The sequence below is a fragment of the Gammaproteobacteria bacterium genome, assembly GCA_016199745.1.
Lineage (GTDB): Bacteria > Pseudomonadota > Gammaproteobacteria > Acidiferrobacterales > Sulfurifustaceae > JACQFZ01.
This window is the reverse complement of record JACQFZ010000037.1, coordinates 13,591-33,103: the sequence shown is the minus strand read 5'-3', so window position 1 is coordinate 33,103 and position 19,513 is coordinate 13,591. Positions and strand designations below refer to the sequence as shown.

At 55.6% G+C, this 19,513-nt stretch carries 17 protein-coding genes; 6 read left to right on the top strand and 11 right to left on the bottom strand.

What is annotated here, in order from left to right:
- Positions 1 to 97: 97 nt before the first annotated feature.
- The 7 genes from HY308_09140 to HY308_09110 form a co-directional block, all read right to left on the bottom strand.
- On the bottom strand, positions 98 to 1,141 hold the full coding sequence (locus HY308_09140; GenBank protein ID MBI3898446.1) for a hypothetical protein: 1,044 nt from the start codon (positions 1,139 to 1,141) through the stop codon (positions 98 to 100).
- A 200-nt stretch (positions 1,142 to 1,341) separates the two neighbouring features.
- On the bottom strand, positions 1,342 to 1,617 hold the full coding sequence (locus HY308_09135; protein MBI3898445.1) for a cytochrome c: 276 nt from the start codon (positions 1,615 to 1,617) through the stop codon (positions 1,342 to 1,344).
- A 14-nt stretch (positions 1,618 to 1,631) separates the two neighbouring features.
- Positions 1,632 to 2,864, bottom strand: a complete 1,233-nt coding sequence (locus tag HY308_09130; GenBank protein ID MBI3898444.1) for a molybdopterin-dependent oxidoreductase — start codon at positions 2,862 to 2,864, stop codon at positions 1,632 to 1,634.
- 326 nt (positions 2,865 to 3,190) lie between these two features.
- A complete protein-coding gene (locus HY308_09125) occupies positions 3,191 to 3,565 on the bottom strand; it encodes a hypothetical protein (GenBank protein MBI3898443.1) in 375 nt (124 codons plus the stop codon).
- The gene (locus HY308_09120; protein ID MBI3898442.1) at positions 3,562 to 5,697 is read right to left on the bottom strand and encodes a hypothetical protein; all 2,136 of its coding nucleotides are present in this window, start codon (positions 5,695 to 5,697) and stop codon (positions 3,562 to 3,564) included. Before HY308_09120 ends, HY308_09125 begins: the two co-directional genes overlap by 4 nt.
- Positions 5,698 to 5,726: 29 nt before the next feature.
- Positions 5,727 to 7,211, bottom strand: a complete 1,485-nt coding sequence (locus HY308_09115) for a UbiA family prenyltransferase (protein ID MBI3898441.1) — start codon at positions 7,209 to 7,211, stop codon at positions 5,727 to 5,729.
- A gap of 350 nt (positions 7,212 to 7,561) precedes the next feature.
- Entirely contained in the window at positions 7,562 to 8,509 is a 948-nt protein-coding gene (locus HY308_09110; GenBank protein MBI3898440.1) for a DMT family transporter, read from the bottom strand.
- A gap of 131 nt (positions 8,510 to 8,640) precedes the next feature.
- Between HY308_09110 and HY308_09105 the strand changes: the two genes are divergently transcribed.
- Positions 8,641 to 9,579 carry a LysR family transcriptional regulator gene (locus tag HY308_09105; protein ID MBI3898439.1) on the top strand — a complete coding sequence of 313 codons (939 nt, stop codon included), beginning with the start codon at positions 8,641 to 8,643 and terminating at the stop codon, positions 9,577 to 9,579.
- 215 nt (positions 9,580 to 9,794) lie between these two features.
- On the opposite strand, the gene HY308_09100 is transcribed toward HY308_09105, so the two are convergent.
- The 3 genes from HY308_09100 to HY308_09090 all read right to left on the bottom strand — a co-directional run bounded on the left by HY308_09100 (position 9,795) and on the right by HY308_09090 (position 10,873).
- A complete protein-coding gene (locus HY308_09100; GenBank protein MBI3898438.1) occupies positions 9,795 to 10,202 on the bottom strand; it encodes a hypothetical protein in 408 nt (135 codons plus the stop codon).
- A 2-nt stretch (positions 10,203 to 10,204) separates the two neighbouring features.
- Positions 10,205 to 10,447 carry a hypothetical protein gene (locus HY308_09095; GenBank protein ID MBI3898437.1) on the bottom strand — a complete coding sequence of 81 codons (243 nt, stop codon included), beginning with the start codon at positions 10,445 to 10,447 and terminating at the stop codon, positions 10,205 to 10,207.
- A gap of 147 nt (positions 10,448 to 10,594) precedes the next feature.
- Positions 10,595 to 10,873: a hypothetical protein gene (locus HY308_09090; protein ID MBI3898436.1), complete on the bottom strand. Its 279-nt coding sequence runs from the start codon at positions 10,871 to 10,873 to the stop codon at positions 10,595 to 10,597.
- A gap of 525 nt (positions 10,874 to 11,398) precedes the next feature.
- Between HY308_09090 and HY308_09085 the strand changes: the two genes are divergently transcribed.
- Positions 11,399 to 13,513, top strand: coding sequence for a tetratricopeptide repeat protein (locus tag HY308_09085; GenBank protein MBI3898435.1), 2,115 nt, complete (start codon positions 11,399 to 11,401; stop codon positions 13,511 to 13,513).
- Between the two features lie 447 nt (positions 13,514 to 13,960).
- Positions 13,961 to 16,159 (top strand): hypothetical protein, encoded by a 2,199-nt coding sequence (locus HY308_09080; GenBank protein MBI3898434.1) that lies wholly within the window; start codon positions 13,961 to 13,963, stop codon positions 16,157 to 16,159.
- Positions 16,160 to 16,405: 246 nt separating this feature from the next.
- Here the strand turns inward: HY308_09080 and HY308_09075 are convergent, their stop codons facing one another.
- A complete protein-coding gene (locus HY308_09075; GenBank protein MBI3898433.1) occupies positions 16,406 to 17,239 on the bottom strand; it encodes a LamG domain-containing protein in 834 nt (277 codons plus the stop codon).
- 351 nt (positions 17,240 to 17,590) lie between these two features.
- Between HY308_09075 and HY308_09070 the strand changes: the two genes are divergently transcribed.
- The 3 genes from HY308_09070 to HY308_09060 are packed head-to-tail and all read left to right on the top strand — an operon-like array spanning position 17,591 to position 19,336.
- A complete protein-coding gene (locus HY308_09070; GenBank protein MBI3898432.1) occupies positions 17,591 to 18,616 on the top strand; it encodes a c-type cytochrome in 1,026 nt (341 codons plus the stop codon).
- 10 nt (positions 18,617 to 18,626) lie between these two features.
- The gene (locus tag HY308_09065) at positions 18,627 to 18,944 is read left to right on the top strand and encodes a methylamine utilization protein (protein MBI3898431.1); all 318 of its coding nucleotides are present in this window, start codon (positions 18,627 to 18,629) and stop codon (positions 18,942 to 18,944) included.
- On the top strand, positions 18,941 to 19,336 hold the full coding sequence (locus HY308_09060; GenBank protein ID MBI3898430.1) for a cytochrome c: 396 nt from the start codon (positions 18,941 to 18,943) through the stop codon (positions 19,334 to 19,336). Before HY308_09065 ends, HY308_09060 begins: the two co-directional genes overlap by 4 nt.
- Positions 19,337 to 19,513 lie beyond the last annotated feature (177 nt).

Below are 19,513 nucleotides of genomic sequence, written 5' to 3'. Positions count from 1 at the left end.
GCCGGCCGCACTCGTCGCTTGACGGGCAGACGCCGGATACCGTGTACTTGAATTGGTTGCCGTCGTCCCAGGCAGCATAGTCGACAGAGCTATCACTTTATCGTTGGTGGAAAAGTGTCTTAACGAACGGGGCCACTTCTCTACAACTGCCGGCCAACGCGTATTCTTTTCGTCGATAGAATCGATCTTCGGGAACATATTTCCAATTGCCTTTATTAGCAATTTCTTTTGCGAATTTCTTAAGATCATTGTTAACGATGTGCTTTTGTAAAAACGTTCTTGAGTGGTCCGTGTAATCTCCGCGGTATCGGAGATCGACCAATACGTCCTGGATACGTTGGTCGAGCTTTTTCCAGTTAACTTTTCCATATTTATGAATCGTTCCTGGTAAATCCGAAATCCGCACAACGTCCACCCATATGAACTGATACGTCTTCTCAAACAATTTAAGCTGCGTCCTCGTCGATATCTCGAAGTCGAGCAGATCGTGATCGACGACATACTGGCTCGCCCGGATCCCGGTGCGTGGACCGGCACCGCTGATGGTAAATGCGGTATCAGCCGGCACGCCGGACGAAACGAGATCTTTCATCGCATCGGAACGGGTTTGCTGGCTAATGTCGTAGCCGCGGCCGATGGTGAGGCCGGAGGAAGCGCTCGGCACGTGCAACCGCCGGCTGTGCAGATAGTCGCGCCCGCCTTCATGGCCTTCGGCCTCCCACGTCAGCCAGCCTTTATCAGGCCGACCAGGCGACTCGGTGCCGTAACAGCTCCACAAGCGGTGAAGCAACATCTTAAAGATGGTGCCGTTGCGCTCGATCTGCCCGGTTGGGCATTCCAATTTTTCTTCGCGCTTTAGGAAAATCTCGATTTGCCCGAACAGGGCCGCGTCGAGCGGGAACGCGTTACCGGCCGGTAGACTATTGTGGCGTTGATAGGCGTTGAGCAACGCTTTGACGAGGATCACGTCGGGCGCGCTATTGGCGCCGCCTTTGCCGACCGAACCGGAGAGAGAGGGCGATAGTCCAAAAAGATTCACAAACGGGTTGGACACAAAGAATCTCCTTGTAATTAATGGGCGGGGATATCCATTCGAGGCGGGAAGGCGATGCGACAGAAACGAGATGACGAATAACGCCACCGAACGGTGGCTCCCGCTCCCGTGCATTGTTGTTAGGCTCCCTTCCTTAAAATTATTGCTGGGCGACCCTGACGTTAAATAGTGGATCGCCAAGCATTTATCACGAAACGCGAGGCACTCTAAAACAGTTTTTGCGGGTGCTCAATAGACTTTAGTCCGGCACACGCTCCCATCAACAAAACGCAGACGAGATCGCGAGCTTACTTTCCATACTCACTCACCAAATAATCCACGATCTTCACTGCATCCTCTTCAGCAATCGGCGCTCCCATCACGTTAGTCATTTTGTTGACCTCCGCTTGCCAAGCTTTGCGATCGAGGAATACCGAGTTCATCGGGATGTAGTCGAGGCTATGGCAAGCGATGCAACGACGCACGACCAAATCGCGGCCGGGGGCGTCTTTGAGTGAGACGGTGTTTTCGCCGGCGAGTGCGGGCGCGCTTAGCAACAGACCACCGAGCAATAGTGTTCTCATGTTCGCCTCCATCGTCATACCACGCGTAGGCCGAGGCGATGCACCACGTTGTGGTGATAACCGGCGGGATTGAAAATGGCTTCGAAGGTCTGCGAGGCACCGATACGGTTGATTGCCTTGGCCAGGATCGTGTACTCGCCTTTGCGCGGCGGCTTGAAGACGTAGCGAAACGGGCGGAACGAAAAACGGCCGTGAAATTCGCCGAGTTCCGCGGTACGCCACGTTTTGCCGTCGTCGACCGATACCTCGACACCACTAATACCGTAACCGGCGTCCCAAGCGATGCCGTTAAACGTGACCGGTTGACCGAGTCGTACACGTTGGCCATCGCGGACGTTCGTAATGAGCGAGTTGACGACAACCTCAGTGACCGGTGTATTAGTTTCGGTTTCTTGCGATACGAAGCGATCGACTAGGGCGAACTTGTCTTTGGGAATTCGATACGCCGTGCTCATCCAGAAATTTTTATACGGTTGCGTCACCACATTGAGCGAGGTGAGGTGTTTTAGCCAATACGTTCCGGTCCAGCCGGGCACCACCAGCCGCGCGGGGAAGCCGTTCCAATGCGGTAGTGGCGCATCGTTCATGGCGTAAGCAATCAACGCGTTTTCGTCGAGCGCTTTCCAGATCGGCAGGCTCTTACTGAAATCCGGTGTTTGTTCGAGCGGACCGGTATCGGCACCGTCTGCGACCACTTCGAGCGCGGTCTTCGTTACACCGGCGCGGTTCAAGATATCGCGCAGGCGCACGCCCTTCCATTTGGCGTTGCCCATGGCGCCGTAGCCCCATTGCACGCCGGCAACGTGTGGCTGCGATAATCCGCGGCGGTTGCCGGCGCACTGGCATACCGCTACGAGCTCTACCTGCTCGAACTCATGCATCAGTTGATCGAGCGTGAGCTCATACGGATTATCGACGGCGTCGCCGCCGATACCGAGACGCCACGTTGACGCGTCGACATCGGGAATCTGCGATAGGTGATAGCGCACGAAGAAGGCATTGTTCGGCGTGATGACGTTGTTGAAATAACGCAGCGGCGTTTCGAAGTTCGGCGGGCGGTAGCTGCGTTTAATGAGCGGAACCTTGCCGGTGAGCGCGTCGAGCGTCGCGGTTTCCAGCGTGCCGGCGGGTAAGGTGCTAAGCCCGCGTTTAGCGGCAGCGGCAAAGGCCGGTGTGTTCGTCCAAGCGGCGCCGGCAATCAGCAGGCCGCCGGCCGAGGTACGAAGGAACTGACGTCGCGAGTGCATGCGTTCTCCTTCAATTTCCGTTTCAGGGAGTGGCGCCTTGGGTCGAACGGGCACCGATCGCGTTGCGCGAGCGACCATAGCATGTCAATTGTGGTTGCCTCAACAAATCGCCGGTCGCCGTCGGGCATCGGAAAAAATTCAGCGCCCGAAATTTTTTATCGGTTCCGAATCGGATGGCAGATCGGCGCCGGCAACACATTTATGAGGACTACGAAGATCGGCATCCGCCCGCTACTCGGACGGATGCCACTACAAACTTCAACGGCGGATCGGGAGTCGCGCCGTGTGCGACGTGCTTTTTAGCAGGTAACTCTTCTGCTATTCAGTTAGGACTTGGCGATAAAAAAGACGCCAACAGAAACCAACAACGTGCCGACTAAACGCGAGCTATCCACTCCTTCCCCTAACAAAGACCATCCCAGGAGCATCGTCAAAATAAAACCTAATCCCACGAACGGATAGGCGAAACTGACATCCACTTTGGCCAACACTAACAACCACACGGCCGCTCCGAGCGCGTAGAGCGCCAATCCGCCGATTACGTAAAAGTTCGTGGCAACAGCAACGAGCCCGGCGTACCAATTTCCCGACGACAGCGAATGCTGCACGAGCGCGCTCGACATTCCCAATTTAAGTAAAATTTGCGCCAATGCCGATAACGCCACGCTGCCCAAGATAAGAACGAATAGAGTGATATTCACAGTGACCCCTTAAGCGACGCTTCAGTCTTATCTATATAGGTTCGGCGAATCTTCCACAGCGCAGAATGTTCACTTACACGAATGAGATCTGCCGTATTAGATCGCATCAAGGCGGCGTATTGCGGCGGCCACTCCTGCGAGTCTCCCTTCGTCGTCAGAACAAAATCGATATTCCGATTCCGCAGATTTTCCAGAAATTCTGCCGCACTAAATGTTGCTGGGCTATCGTGCCACCACCACCGGGTAGAACGCGGTTGCCGCAGATGATAGTGAACATAGGCGGCGCCGTTTTCATCGCCGGGTTGCGGCGAAACACGCAACCGACGCCCGAAGAGTGGATAGTACATCCACATATCAGGGCCAAACGCCGTCACTCGTGCATCGTTGGGCACTAAGCGCATCAGCGCCCATGCATCGCCAGCAGCGGAATCTTTACCTCCGGCATACGTCTCGATTAGCTTGTCGGTTAGCGCTTGTTTGTACGGCACCCACGCGGCCAGGACGGCAACGACAACGAGGAACATTCCGCAAGCCGGTGTTCGCCATCCCCGAAATTGTTTGGGCGATTTATCAGCAAGCCACAAACCTGCCGCGAACACGACACCAAACGCGACGCCACCGACGAACTCCACGGGACTTTGCGGAATTACGTTAACCCAACTCTGAACGATAGCCGCTATCGCCACTGGCAACACCAACCAACGTGACAGCTTCCAGGTATCGCTTACGACCGCGAGCAACACCAAGCCAATCGCAAATGGTCCGATGATGTATCGCTGCATGGGGACAAAACCGGCGTCTGGGCTATCAATCGTGCCGGAGAACGGCATAAATGGATGCGCCAGCAACAGGATTACGCCAAGCATAAACACCGCCAACGTTTTCCAGCGCATTTCGTCCGAGGAAATGGCGCGCAGGCGCAGCGAGCGATATGCCGAAACGAAATAGCCCAGGAACGCCAACAATCCCAAGCAGAATCCCCATCCCAGGTAGGTACGGATAATCTCTTTCCATAGCGCAACATTCGTCCCGGCAGCACGCATCCAATAGGCCAGCGTGGTACGAAACTGGTCGTCGCGCCCAAAGGGACCGGGAAACGGACCAAAGTCAGCCGGGAAAATGGGATTGCCCGACAGCATCAGATTGCGCAGGTACCAATACGAACCGGTAAGGGCGACGGCCGCGGCAAATATGAGTAGCGCCTGCCATTTTACCTTGCGACTGTCGTTGATCTCATAGCCTGATAGGCACAACCACCCCACCACCAATACCGCTGGCGCAAATGAAACCTTAATGCCGACGGCCAAGCCCATGAGCAGACCGGCATACCACGCGTCGACCCATCTTGTTCTGACTGTATTGCCGCTGGCTGAAGACATCGACAACGTCAGTGCCGCCATCATCGCTGCCGTGCCGGCGGCATCGACCGCGGAAAACGTTGTTCCCAAACTCGCGACCACCGGCGATGCGACAAAAAACGCACCGCCCAGCATCGCTGTCGCTCCGCTACACCCAAGAATCCGGCACAGCGCAACCACGGAAACCGTGCCCATCGTGATCCAGAACCAACCCGCCATGTTTGCCATGCCATCGCCGTGGAACGGCAAAACAGACCACAACGACAACAGCTCGGCGTTCATCGGGTAGTACGTCGCGAAGCCTTTGGCGGCGAGCGACAAACGCCCGTCTTGCAGCCAGTGTGCCACCGCGGGCGCGTGGTAAATCAAATCATCTGTCGAAAATCGGGTTCCTTCAAAGAGCGTATCGATCGTGAATCGCCCCCATACGCTGAGCAGCACCGCTGCTCCTACGTACCACCCCGTCCCCCTTGCACCGAGAAACACCGCCTCCGCGCCGAGCTTTTTGACGAGCGAACTGTTGTTGCCAAAAAACCCGCTGACCGCCGCCAACAACATGGAAAACCCGGTGACGAAAATTATTCCGGAAACGCCAGTAAGGTGACCCGTTGCCCCTAGGGCGAGCATCGACAGCACGACGACGATAGGGACAACCGAAACGGCGGCCAGCAACCGTCGCTCCGGTTCTCGGCCCGCCATGCAGGTATAACCCACCACAGTGGCGGCTAAGCCAAGTACTACGGTTGCTATAAAAAAAAATAACTGCCCACTCATTAAAAATTTCTCCGCCCGATATTTGGTTGCTATAAATCTAATGAAGCAATCATCAACAGCACGCAGCCGCTGAGGACAATCCAGCGACTTATACGGTCCTTGAGCGCGTACACCAACGGATCGTCATGCATTTCGCTCCTGCCGGCCCGCAGCCACAGACGGCTTACCCAGTACAGCAACAGCGGACAAAGCAACCAAATCGCCTCGGGCGTTTTATAAAGAAGGTGAACGTCGCTACTGTTGATATATAACGCCAGCACGAGCACGGACAGGTAACCGCTGGCGATACCGAGACTCTGAAGCACTGAAATGTCCGTGACTTCATACCCTCTTCCGGCCACTTGCATGCGGTTGGCTTCCTTCAACGCCAACAACTCCGTGTAGCGCTTGACCAATGCCAGGCTGAGAAAAAGAAATATCGAAAACGCCAACAACCAGACCGATGGAACAATTCCCGTGACCGCCGACCCCGCAAAAATTCGCACGGTATACAGCCCAGCGAGGACCAGCACATCCACGAGAATTTTTCGCTTCAACCACAGCGAATAGTTGAGAGTTATCGCGACATACCCGAGCAGTATCAACGCAAAGTCAAACGACAACCAAAATGCCAATGCGAAGGCGACGCCCAACAATACCGAGACCAGCACCGCCCCAGTCTTCACGGAGATATCTCCGGCAGGCAAGGGCCGCAAACGCTTGCGCGGATGAACGCGATCCGACGATAGATCGAACAAATCATTGAGCAAGTACGTGGCTGAGGCACAGAGTCCAAAGGCGATGAACGCCCCGACGCTTAACGCCAACATGCGCAGATCCATATACTTGTGCGCCACCAACAGCGGCACGAATATCAATACGTTTTTCAACCATTGATGAACCCGCATGGCACGCGCCCACGTCCGGATAGGTCGACGACGCGAGATAAAAGTTTTTTCCAGATCGATTATCGTGCACGCGCTTTTTTTGACGCCGCGCTCCGGGTCGACCAATATCCCGCGTCGCGCCGTGCTCAGGACTTTCAGATCGGCCTTTCCGTTGCCCGCGTAATCGAATCCACCCGTACCAAAACGCGCTACTAGGGCATCGCGTTTCTCGCTGCCCGATAGATTGCATTGCGAATTACTGGCAATCACTTCGTCGAACAGATCAAGGTGCTCGGCGATCTGATGGGCATAATGTTCGTGAGTCGCGGTTGCCAGAACCAGACGTCGCCCACGCGTGCGCTCCACCCGCAAGAAATCGACGAATACCTTATTGTAAGGAAGGAGTCGACAATCAATCTCCGCCAACTGCGCCAGCCGATGTTTTAAGTAGGCCTTACCTCGCAGCAGCCAAATGGGGACCAACCAGAACACCCATATGTTTTTCTTGAGAGCACCGAAAAAGGATTCGACTAAAATGTCAGATCGGACAAGAGTGCCATCCAAGTCGACACAAAGTGGCGCGCTAGGGTGGTGTGTCGGTTGGTGCTGCGGGACGCGATTCTCTCCTGAACTTGTGGCATAGGACATTTTCATACTTCCCCCTAATTTCTAAACTGTTATCGTTTCCTCACTTTCCTGCGAGGATGATGATCATGCCGACGCCGTTTGCTGTTAAATCTCGTCGGTCGATCCAGCCTAACAAATTATTCCCGACATACGTATACGTATGGTTCACTCAAAAGAGGATCAACAACTATTTTGCGCACACGAAGGTGACAGACTTATGTGATCATCGGCGAATGTTGGAAAGTCTCCAGTAAGCGCAAGACGATAGACATCTACACGAGTGTGGGGAGAATTTTTAGAAAGTCTGCTAGTGAACAAGGGGAAAGCATTCGGCAGATTCGGAACCAGGCTGCCGAATTGTCCGTTGTTTTTTAAGTCGATCGTGTCGCCACCTTACGGCTGGCAACGTACGCGCCGAACACGATCAACGTACCGCCGATCCAATCTTGTGTCGTCATGACCTCGTCGGTGAGCAATCGCTGTGTGATCGCGCCCGTGACTAGCTCCATCAGCGCCAATACTTGCGAGCGATGCACCGGCAGGTGAGTGATGCCGTACTGCACCAACAACGTCATCACCAAGATACCGCCGATGCCAAGTGCGGCGGCACCGGCCAACACCGGCAGTGCTACCGTCGACCAAGGGAGAGCGGAATAAACAATCATTGCCGACGCGATCAGTGGCACGCCGATGCAGGTGCACAGCAGCTTGGTGCTTTGAGGAACGTCTTGACCCTTGCGCATCACTACCGTCGCCACCGCATACGTCAGCCCCGAGCTGAGCGCCATCCACTCCGCATGCGATCGTGGCCAAGGCGCGCCAAGCGCCGGATTCCACAGCATCACCAGCGCACCCAGCATGGCGAGCCCCAAACTTGCAATGGCGACGCGACCCAGCCGTTCCTTCAACAATAACCAGGCGAGCACGCTGGCCCAGAGCGGCGACAAATAAACCAGCAGCGACACGCGCAGAATATTTCCATCGAGCATCGCCTGGATGTAGGCGACGTTGGTCCATCCGATCGACAACGTCAGCAGTATCAGTAACAGCGGGTGGCGCATAAACGCGCGCCATGCCGGCAACGTATACGGCAGGCTGATGATAAGAGCGCTCAGATACAACGTCATCGCCAACCACAGTCCATGCAGGCCGCGGGCTTCAAGCAGGCGCATCGGGTACCAAGCGATACCCCACATAATCACGCCGAGGAGCATGCTCAGCGCCGGATACGGCAGGTGTGCCGCCGGCGCCGAGAACGCCGCCGGTTTGGCTATTTTCGAGGACGATGTCATGGCGATGTCGTTCGCGTTGTTCTTCATTAAGAGTGGGCACCGGCCGGTCGTACGCGGCGCATGCCCGACCGGGCAACTATTCGTTAATGCGCAAGCTACTCGTATTGCTAAACCTGGAAAAGCCAGCAAAAATGTTGTATTGCCTATAACAATTCGTTATGACCAAACGCCGCCTTCCGCCCGTCAGCAGCCTCGTGCCCTTCGATGTCGCCGCCCGCCTTGGCAGCATGTCGGCAGCCGCGCGCGAGCTCGGCATCAGTCAGCCGGCGATCAGTCGCCACTTGCGCCAGCTCGAAGCCGATCTCGGCCAAACGCTGTTCGAGCGCAGCAGCCGCGGGCTGTCATTGACGGCGGCCGGGCGCGATTACCGCGACGCGGTGCGCCTGGGGCTGGATCACATCGCGCGCGCGACCGCAGCGCTGCGCGCGCACGCCAATGACCAATCGCTCAACATCTCGAGTTGCACCGGCTTCGCGCAGCAGTGGTTGATGCCACGCCTGAGTCGGCTGCGCAGCGCCTATCCAAAATTATTTTTTCGCTTGATCACCAACGAGTGCGACGACGATCGCGATATCGCCGAGAGCGATATCGTCATTCGTTTCGGCACCGGCCACTGGCCGGGATTGCATGCCCGACAACTCTTCGCCGAGGAAGTGTTTCCGGTATGTAGCAACGGCTATCTGACGGAACATCCGTCGCTACGCCGCGCGCAGCTGCGTCCGCGCGATTTGTTGGCGGAACACTTGCTGCATCTTGATGAGGTAAGCGATCGCTGGTTGACCTGGCATAGCTGGCTGCAAGCGCATCAGGTGACGACGCCGCCGCCGAAGCCGCGCGTTTTCTACTCCAGTTATCCGTTGCTGTTGCAATCGGCGCTTGCCGGCGAAGGCATCGCGCTCGGTTGGCGCGGCTTAGTCGACCCGATGTTGGAAAGCGGCAGTCTGGTTCAGCTATTGCCGAGCTTGCGCCGGGAACAACACGGTTACTTCTTATGCGTGCATGAAGATCGAACGACGGAGAAGTTGCTGCGCAAGGTGACAGATTGGATCGTCCAGGAAGCAACACGCCCGGCTCAACGAAAGTCGGGGCGGCGGTAAATGTAAGATTAGGGGTACGGTTCCGTGCGCTGACTTAATATGATGCCGTGCTTACCCTAATGGCCGACCGCTTCAGGTCGGCCGTTTCCTCGTTAGACTTCCACTACCAGCGGCTTCGGCAAACGCATCCGACGAACATCAACCCAAAAACAACAACATCAATCCTATAAAGCCGGTTTCATTGCCGGCGTCATGTGATCAACGATGTACCGGCATTACTCATTCGGCTTTGGGATTTTCAGCACAATACTCCCCGGGCCAACTGGCGGCACGTTCGTGAACTCAACATCTCGTCCCACGTCGATTTGGCCGCTCGTCGTCATGTTCCAGCGGATTCCAGCACCCCCCACGAAGTCGACCACATCACTTTCACCAACGTAGTGGTTATCGAAGTTCCGATAGAGACGCACGAAGCCGGGCGACCGCATACCGACATGGCGCAGGTACTGCAGCAAGCTGGGCCGGTAGAACTCCAGACGATAAGTCAAATCGGGGCTAACCTCGACCGAGTCGATGTGCGCTCGCGGATAGAAAAGTAGTGCAGCGATGGCGAGAAAACATATGACCAACAACTTGGCCTTATGCTTGGCCACGATGGTAAGCATTGTCCGTAGATCGTCCATAACTAGACTTCCAGCACCAACGGTGTCGGTAGACGCTCGCGCAGCACGTCTGAATAAATAACAAAATCCCCGCCGCGGCCATACTTCTCTCGATAGCGACGGAAGTCGTCATTCTGCACGGCGTACACACGATCCGCTGGGACCTCGTCTTTGTCGGCATACAATTCATCGATCTCGACGTCCCAACGTAATTGCACGCCACGCTGGGCGCCTTGGAATCCCCAGAAGCCGAGCGGTTGTGACATTAGATCGCTGTCGAGAATCTTGCCTGGCTGCGAGAGATCACCGAAGCGTCGCGCCGGCTTTGAGGGGTCAAATCGAGGGGTGGCGTTGATGAGGTAGCTTTTCAGTTCTCCTAGACCGGCCGGCGTTCGCCAATCGGACAGAAGATTTTAATAGGCGGTGCGTACACGAGAAAAGCGCAGCGCCCACCGCATCGTGACAAGGCGCTCGTCTAATTGGAAGGACGAGAGATTGCGCGAATCCTCTCTTCCCAGCTTCACTCGATCCGTCATCGTATATGCCGGATGGGCGAACCATCGCCGCATCACTCTTGCGGCAACTGTCCAACCGAGCCGCCTATCCATTACGTCGGGAATATCGGTGATGCGGAAAAGTCTAACCTTCTCGGGTTTTTCTTCTTTGACGGCGGTCGACGAACTGGTAGACATCGCAAAAATCCCTTTTTGTCGTTATGGTGTAGCGCGGTATTCTGCCTGGTTCTGCGCCTTTTTTGGTAGCGGTTTTTATGAACGAAAGTGCCGTTTCATTTATTCCGGCGGCATGATTCGTAGTCGCATAATCTGGCTCCCCTCACTATACGCAGTAACTTTCCCGGCGATCCCTAGTAGCGCTAAGCGCTAGATGCCGCACGCGCCGTCGCAATAAATAAACATCATCGTGCGTGGTGCGCGGTGCGCGCTTTTTGCGCACCACGCATATGCGGCACGGAATATCAGACGCGCCGACAGCGGTGTCTATGAGCAACGTCAGTGCCTTTCGACTCTCGAGACATTACTCTCGGTTCGACGTTCTTTGTAAGCGTCTGAATTCGACCCAATTCAGACACTCCGTGCAGTAGTGGTAATTGTAGAGTGGGCGTAATCTATGCGAGTCCGGTAATATTCTGATGTCCCACTATCGGCGTGCAATCACATCGGCAGCGACTTACTGATGGCGGAAGAGAGCTGACCACCATGTCATTGGAAGATCAAATCGCTCAAACTGTAGTCCCCACCCTGTTTACCCGACTCTGTAATACCGTATTCGCAGCCGAGTACGGCCATGACTACCAACCGATCGATGGTACACGAGGAGATGGGGGAAACGACGGATGGTTGAATTCGGAGCGAAGGATTTTTGCGATTTTTTGTCCACTGAAGCCTGAGCGAAAAAAGGACACCGACTACCTCAACAAGGCATATGCTGATCTCAAAAAGGCGGCGCTTCTTCGCACTAACGGCCGTTTCCCTGTAGAGCGCTGGACGTTCGTCACGCCACGGAAATTATCCAACGATGTGATATCCGCGATTCGAGCTCGCGGAGAAAAGCTGCGTATTGAAGCAAATCATATCGAATCCACACATTTGAGCGTGCTCTTCCTCCGACACCCCGAGCTGACACAGGAGTTCCCCGATTATCACGTGTCTCAACTCGAGGAACGTCTGAAACAAACTCTGGAGATGCTAGGCAGTACAACGAATCGAGCTGAGGCTGGTGTTGCATTTGGCGATGGTGCGCGAGACAACATTGTCATTTTCAATGACCCCGACACCATTCTGGCGGCGATGCAACAGGGTGGCGTCGAAGCAAGAGAACTTCGCGAGCAACTGGGCGTTACTGATCAGGCGTTGGCAGCTTTCTTCGCTATCCTTCAGCGTGAGCATGTCTCGCGAGAAAAGTTACCCGAAACCTTGACGCAGATCGCTAAGCGGCATAACGGGCTGCTTTCCCGGGTTGCCGCTCTCGAGGGCGACGATGCAGATAGCCAGGCACATCTCGAATCAGTTCGCGAAACAATTCATCAAGGACGTTACGAGCAGGCAGAAACCATGCTCGCTGACTATGACAGGACTGAGGCCGAGGCTGAAGCACGCGCAGCGCAAACCCTCGCACAGCGCCGTCTCAACCGCGCTGCTGCGCGCGCATTGCGGGGCATTGCGAGCTTGACGCAATTACATTATCGGGATGCCGTCGACCACTTCAGGAGCGCTAGCGCATTGGTACCTGACGGATTTCCGGACAGATTGGGCGAGTACCTGCTGCAGCAGGCCTACTCTTTAGTGCTTTATGGTGACCGGCAAGTTGGCAACGATGCACTGACACAAGCAATCAGCGTGTTTCAGCAAGCACTTGAACTCCTCAGCCGTGAGCGAGTACCGGTTCAGTGGGCGATGATACAGAACGACTTAGGAAACGTTCTTTGTACTCTCGGTGAACGCGAACGTGACACTGCTAACCTCGAAGCAGCAGTGACGGTCTATCGATTGGCATTGCAAGTGTATACCCGCGAGCACGTCCCGCTTGATTGGGCGATGACCCAGAACAATTTAGGCAACGCTCTTAAAACACTCGGTCAACGTGAACGTGACACTGCTAACCTCGAAGCAGCAGTGGCGGCCTATCGATTGGCATTGGAGGAGCGTACTCGTGAGCGCGTGCCGCTCGCTTGGGCGATGACCCAGAACAACCTAGGCAACGCTCTTATGGCACTCGGTCAACGCGAACGCGGCACTGCCAACCTCAGAGCAGCAATGGCTGCCTATCAACTGGCACTGCAGGAATACACTCGGGAGATGGTACCGCTCCAATGGGCGGAGACACAGAACAATCTGGGGAATGTTCTTTGCGCCCTCGGCGAACGCGAAAATGACATTGCCAACCCCGAAGCAGCAGTATCGGCCTATCGATTGGCATTGGAGGTGTGTACCCGTGAGCGGGTGCCGCGCCGGTGGGCAACGACCCAGAGCAACCTAGGCAACGCTCTTTTGGTGCTCGGTCAACACGAACGCGGCACTACCAACCTCCATGCAGCAGTGACGGCCTGTCAACAGGCATTGGAGGAACTTACCCGCGAGCAGGCCCCACTTGAGTGGGCAAGGACCCAAAACAATTTGGGAAATGCGCTATATGCGCTTGGAGTTCGCACTGCAAACCGTGGTGCGCTGGAGAATGCGCGTGTAGCTGTACAAAACGCAAGGCAAGTTTACGTCGCGGATGCTGGCTATACGCAGTACTTAGAGGATTTCGATAGAAGACTGCGCTCGATTGACGGTGCCTTAGAAAACATAAGAACAAATATCACGCAATAGTGATGGGCATGCATTATTTTGGAACAATGTGCGGACATCCGCTTCTTGCCGATTGCGGTCATCGCAATGTTCATAGAAATTGATTTAGTCAGTCGTCGCCAAGCAGACAACCCCTCGGCATTAGAAACCTCGGTGACAGATATATTTTCCATTGGCCCACTTAGCGCACGAATCTTGTTAGATCGTGTCTCTCTCCTCTACAACCGTTACGTAGCCAACAGTTGTGACTGCAGCAGTGGAAACCAACCGCCGCACCAGAAATTCGCGTTCAGGCGGTAAAGCTCGCTGTCCGCTAAATACCCTTCCATCAGACTCTATCTATCGCTCATCGGGCGTCGGGCATCGTTTGCTGTGGAGGTAAGTTACGGTGACTACTTCTAAAAATATCCAAGAAGCGCCAAGCGAATGCGCTTCGATACCAAGAAAACATTCAACGGGAGAATAACCATGACTTGCCCCAACATTGGGTTGCGCAACACGAGCGGAGACTACCGCGCGTTGCGTTATGGTAGCTTTAGGTCATTGCTTGCGGTGGCGGCGGTCACGCTGATGGTCGTCGGTTGCGGCGGTGGCGGTGGAGACAGCAACGAGTCGTCGCCAGATCCGAACACGCCGCCAATCGCCGACACCGCGTCGCCGTCGACACCGAGCAATCTCGCGGCGAGCGCCGGCTCGGCGAACCAAATCAATCTCTCCTGGACCGGATCGACCGATGACATCGGTGTCAGCGGCTATCGGCTGGAGCGCTGCCAAGGAGCTAGCTGCACGAACTTTACGCAAGTCGCTACTCCTTCTGGAGCGAATCACAGCGACACCGGGCTGTCGGCATCGACGATGTATCGCTATCGCCTGCGCGCGGCAGATGCGGCGGGGAATCTGTCGGAATATTCAGCAGTGGCGTCGGCGACGACGTCGGCGGCGGGATCGCTCGCGATCGGAACGTTGATCCACGATGGCCCGGCAACACCGGAACAAGTTTCGCTTTTCCTGCCGGTCACCGGGAGTCTTCCGAAAACAGCGGTTGCCAACGTTCGCTACAAACCGACCAGCGCTTCGGCGTGGATCAGCGGGCATCCGCTCTACCGTATCCGCCCCGATCTTTCGGAAACGCCACCGTCGGGGACCGTTCCAGACGCATTCGCCTGGCCGATCATCGATCTTCAGCCAAGCACGTCCTATGACGTCGAAGTGACCGTAACGAGCGACGGTGTGAGCGATGTGCGCACTGGCACCTTCATGACACGCACGTTGCCGGCTGCCGCTGGAACGCCCAACAAAACGATCGCCGCTGGGGCGTCGAGCGCGAACCTGCAAACCGCCTTCAACAATCTTAATCCCGGCGATGTGCTCGAGATCAAGAACGGTACCTACACCGTCAGCGGTCTACAGCTCAACCGCAGTGGGACGGCGACTAATCCGATCTACCTTCGTGGCGAATCGCGAAACGGTGTCATCCTTTCCGCCAATTCCGGTCGCGTTCTGCAAGTGTTAGCCGCGAATTACGTCATTATCGAAAACATGACGTTCCAGGGGTCGGGCGTCGATTCGGGCACCGCCGCCAGCTCGACCGGGATCCAGTTCTGGGATGGCGCGCCGTCGCAGACGCAGGTGACCGTGCGCAACCTCACCATGAACGGCGTCGATATCGCGATCAAGTCGTACGCTCCACTTAGCCAATTCATGGCCTACGACAATACGTTCAACGGAAACAACACCTGGACGGCGCCGCTCATTACGACGAATGCCACATGGAACGATGACGGTATCTGCATTCCCGGCTTCGGCAATGTCGCGTTCAACAATACGCTCAAGGGGTTCGGCGATACGTTCGCGTATACCGTGTCCGGCGCGCAGACGATCGGCGTTCACTTCTACCGCAATGAAGTGCGCAACTCGGGCGATGATTTACTCGAGGCCGACTACGCGATGCGCAATCTGACGTTATACGACAACCGTAGCCACAATTCGGCGACGTTCCTGTCACTCGATCCGCTGTACGGCGGTCCGCTCCTGGCCGCGCGCAACATCGCAATCAACACGCAACGCAGTCCGGGTAAATTCAACAGCACGGACTCCGGCCATTTTCTCTACAACAACACGATCGTCAGAACCAACGGCTCCGGCGCGCATGTTGGATGGGGCTGGGTGCAGTTCAACAACGGCAGCCAGAAGTCCTGGGGATTCCGCAATAACGTTTTCGTCTATCGCGGTAGCGGAAAACTGTTCGGGTTCGAACCGGGCGGCAACGATCCGATCGATTTCACGCACAACTCATGGTTCCCCGATGGGGCGATTTGGTGGACCTCGTCCGGCGGAAGTTTCGCGACGCTGGCGCAGACCTACAGCGGTCTGCCGGCGACCTCGCCGGTTTTCGGCACCGCCACGAAGCGTCACGAACAGGACAACATCACCGTGAGCAACCCGTGGACCGATACCGTTACGCTCGGCGCGGATTACCTAACGGAAATCACGGCGACCTATACACCGACACCGGCAGCTGGGACCAGCATCAAGAATACGGGTGCGCCGATCGCCAACATCACCGACGGTTACAGCGGCAATGCACCTGACCGCGGAGCAATCATCGCCGGACGTTCGGCGCCTCGTTATGGCGATCGCTCTGCCGGCGGTGGCGCGACTCCTTAATCGGGCACTATCAAGATATCGCCCATAGTTAGGATGTAGAACAAAGGGCCGAGTGATTTAAATTTGAGCAGTCATACCGCTGCCAATTTTTAAATTACTCCGGCCCGAATGGCGCTTAGCTTAAGGAGGCCGCGATTGTTAGGATGGGCGTAGCCCATCCTACATGGCTTATTCAGGACTTCCTTACTCTACCGCCATCTTCTTATTTAAGACCTGGCGATCGAGCTTGGCCCTTTAATCTTTAATTCACAAACAGCCGACACCGCACATGGCGACATAGTGAGTCGCGATCTGTGGCTGCGTAAGCTCGCTTTTGTAGATCGCCACTTTGCCGATGGCGCCCAAAAAAAACGAATGTCTATCGCGCGTGCCAATACGCAGAGGTTCGGTGCCGTTGCCCGGGACCACATCGTATTGGTTAAGCGCGGTGGTATCCCGCAGCACGCCATTCTTATAAATCTTTACGTAACCGGTGGGATAAGTCGGCGAGGTATTCGTCATATTGATGACCATCGTCACATGGATCCATTGGCCAACTTTGATGGGGTCCTCGAAATACGAACCTGAACCGAGGCCGCCGTTCAAATTGAAGGCATAACCGGAAATACGATTGGCACGCTCGCCGTTCGAGTCGGAGTACATACGCAATGCGTATTCCTGCTGGCTACTGGTTCCTTTACCCAACCAATGAACGTAGCCCGACCCCTCTAGCACCGTGAACGGCAACGCATCGGCACGCATCCATGCCTCGATTGTCAGGACACCCGTCGTCGGCACCGACAACGCGTCCGCATCGGCAACTTCTAGATATTGGGTCGAACCATCGAAGTCGGCGGCAAAATCGCCATTCGGTAAAGTCGTCGCCGTCGGACGACTCCCGACGGGAAAATATGTGCCGGTCCTGCCGTGTCCCGAGACGTCGCCCTCACCGCCGGAACAGGGCGCCGCCATCGTCAGAAACAAAACCGGATGGTTAGCGAGCACCGCGTTGTCGTAGCTCGATGCAACAGCGGAACGAATCCCGACGATGAACCCGACCGCCAACAACATTAGTACTGAATAGTGAATTCCCTGCTTCATCGCTTTTCTCTTCTTGGAAGGACCGAAAAATGGGCAAAGCCCAGAAAGGCGAAAGGTTAGCAGGTTTATTTTTTGCTAGTCCGAAGCTAACGAAATAACTACGATTAACGGCGCCAGGCTGAACTAGCCCCAGCCCCACAAACACCCAGTTAAGGCCAACTCGCTGTTCTTCATATACGACGCTTTCCCCCGTCGTCTACACTTAAAACACTTAAATCCAAGCTGATTGCTAGGCACCGCTATTTCTGCCGCTATCGGTGTTTCACGGTGTGCTTCTACGAAAATTGGCCGGTATATCCGCTCAGGCCGGTCCACGAGTCCAGTAGATGTTTCCATGTATGGGGTTAGGAGATGGCTATGTCTCATGCATTTACCGTTAAGGCGGCGTTGGCGCTTGCGATATTGATGCCTGCTGCAAAAACGCTGGCGGACTGCGCATTCATGATGGCACCGCCGTGTGACCCGCCGACGCTGGTTCTGCCGCCCGACAACGGAATAAATACCGCGAGGACGGCGCTAGGCAAAGCGTTATTTTTCGATCCGCGTCTATCGGGCTCGCGCTGGATCAGTTGCGCGACTTGTCATAATCCGGCGCTTGGGTGGTCCGACGGGTTGGAGACCGGGCTTGGTCAGGGCATGAACAAACTACGGCGGGCAACGCCGACGCTGTTTAACGTCGCCTATAGCAGAACGTTCATGTGGGATGGGCGTAATGTGTCGCTAGAAGATCAGGCACTGGGACCGATCACGAACCAGCATGAGATGAACATGGACGTGGGACAATTACTGCAACGCGTGTCGGCGATTCCAGGTTATCGCGAAATGTTCGACAGCGCTTATCCCGGCGAGGGCATTACCCCGAAGACCATCGCCAAGGCCATCGCCAGCTTCGAGCGCACGATTGTTTCCACAAACACACCGTTTGATCGTTGGCGCAGTGGCGATAAACGCGCAGTGAGCGAAGCGGCCAAGCGCGGCTTCGAGTTGTTCCGCGGTAAGGGCAAGTGCAGCGCTTGTCATCAGGGTTACAACTTCACCGACGACGGATTTCACAACATCGGCCTGCAGACACCCTCCGGCATGTCACCGGACGAGGGCCGCTATGCGCAACGCAAAGTAAAGAGCATGCAAGGCGCCTTCAAGACACCAACGCTCCGCGAGGTGGCGTGGACCGCGCCGTACATGCACAACGGGATCTACCGGACGCTGGAACAGGTCGTCGATCACTACAATCGTGGCGGCGATGTGAAGGACAATCTCGATCCCACCATATTCCCGTTGAACTTGACCGCGCCGGAAAAAGCCGACTTGATCGAATTCATGAAGAGCCTATCCAGCGGCTCCGGCGATGTCGCGATTCCGCGCTTGCCGCAATAGGAGAGAGCCAATGCGCGCTAACTATTTAGTCGGAGTGTTTGGGGCGTTGCTGATAACCAATGCACTGGCGGCCGAATACGAGATCACGCAAAAAGACCGAACGTTTAGCGTGGTGCGTCTTCAGATCAAGGTCGGCGACACCGTCAGTTTTAAAAACGACGATCCTTATTTCCATAACGTGTATTCGCTCTCCGATACCAAAACCTTCGACCTCGGATCGTACTCACAAGGGCAATCCAAGAAAGTGGTTTTCGATCAACCGGGCACGGTCGAGATCGAATGCGCGATCCATCCTTATATGAAGTTGACGGTTCAAGTCGACAAATGATTCTGGCGCGAATATGCCTTGGCGTTTTTGTCGCTACTGCCGCGATCGCCGCAAGCGGCGCCGGAGAGAGTCGCCAAGAAGAGTTGGCCGACGTGCGCGGCTCGATTGTATTTCGCACGTACTGTGTGTTGTGTCACGGTCCGCATGCAGATGGCGAAGGTCGGGCCGCGAAAAATCTCATGCCACCACCCGCCAATCTGACCGTCAGTGCCGCCTCTGACGAATATAAAGAGAGAATCATTCGCAACGGTGGTGCGGCTGTGGAACGCTCACCGTTCATGCCGCCCTGGGGTCAAGAGTTGACGGACGAGCAGATCCACGACGTTATTGCCTATCTGCGTGTCATCAACATAAATCATCGCCCGGTTATGAGCGCGCCAGCGCCGAAGTAGAGCAGCACGACCGCAGGTAAATCGGGGTCAGACTGGACTTCCCCCCTCTTACTGGACACCTTGTTAAGGTACACGTCAACAACTAGAGGGAGTCCCATGAGACCCGAATGGCACTTACTTAAGCAAGAGCCGAAGCAGGCCGGGGTGGGGGTGGGTTTTTTGCAGTAGCGACCACAA

Coding starts and splice junctions, on each gene's coding strand:
- HY308_09135 (MBI3898445.1), bottom strand. CDS start 1,617: ATGAGAACACTATTGCTCGGTGGTCTGTTGCTAAGCGCGCCCGCACTC.
- HY308_09130 (MBI3898444.1), bottom strand. CDS start 2,864: ATGCACTCGCGACGTCAGTTCCTTCGTACCTCGGCCGGCGGCCTGCTG.
- HY308_09120 (MBI3898442.1), bottom strand. CDS start 5,697: ATGAGTGGGCAGTTATTTTTTTTTATAGCAACCGTAGTACTTGGCTTA.
- HY308_09115 (MBI3898441.1), bottom strand. CDS start 7,211: ATGTCCTATGCCACAAGTTCAGGAGAGAATCGCGTCCCGCAGCACCAA.
- HY308_09110 (MBI3898440.1), bottom strand. CDS start 8,509: ATGAAGAACAACGCGAACGACATCGCCATGACATCGTCCTCGAAAATA.
- HY308_09105 (MBI3898439.1), top strand. CDS start 8,641: ATGACCAAACGCCGCCTTCCGCCCGTCAGCAGCCTCGTGCCCTTCGAT.
- HY308_09100 (MBI3898438.1), bottom strand. CDS start 10,202: ATGGACGATCTACGGACAATGCTTACCATCGTGGCCAAGCATAAGGCC.
- HY308_09095 (MBI3898437.1), bottom strand. CDS start 10,447: ATGTCACAACCGCTCGGCTTCTGGGGATTCCAAGGCGCCCAGCGTGGC.
- HY308_09090 (MBI3898436.1), bottom strand. CDS start 10,873: ATGTCTACCAGTTCGTCGACCGCCGTCAAAGAAGAAAAACCCGAGAAG.
- HY308_09085 (MBI3898435.1), top strand. CDS start 11,399: ATGTCATTGGAAGATCAAATCGCTCAAACTGTAGTCCCCACCCTGTTT.
- HY308_09080 (MBI3898434.1), top strand. CDS start 13,961: ATGACTTGCCCCAACATTGGGTTGCGCAACACGAGCGGAGACTACCGC.
- HY308_09075 (MBI3898433.1), bottom strand. CDS start 17,239: ATGAAGCAGGGAATTCACTATTCAGTACTAATGTTGTTGGCGGTCGGG.
- HY308_09070 (MBI3898432.1), top strand. CDS start 17,591: ATGGCTATGTCTCATGCATTTACCGTTAAGGCGGCGTTGGCGCTTGCG.
- HY308_09065 (MBI3898431.1), top strand. CDS start 18,627: ATGCGCGCTAACTATTTAGTCGGAGTGTTTGGGGCGTTGCTGATAACC.
- HY308_09060 (MBI3898430.1), top strand. CDS start 18,941: ATGATTCTGGCGCGAATATGCCTTGGCGTTTTTGTCGCTACTGCCGCG.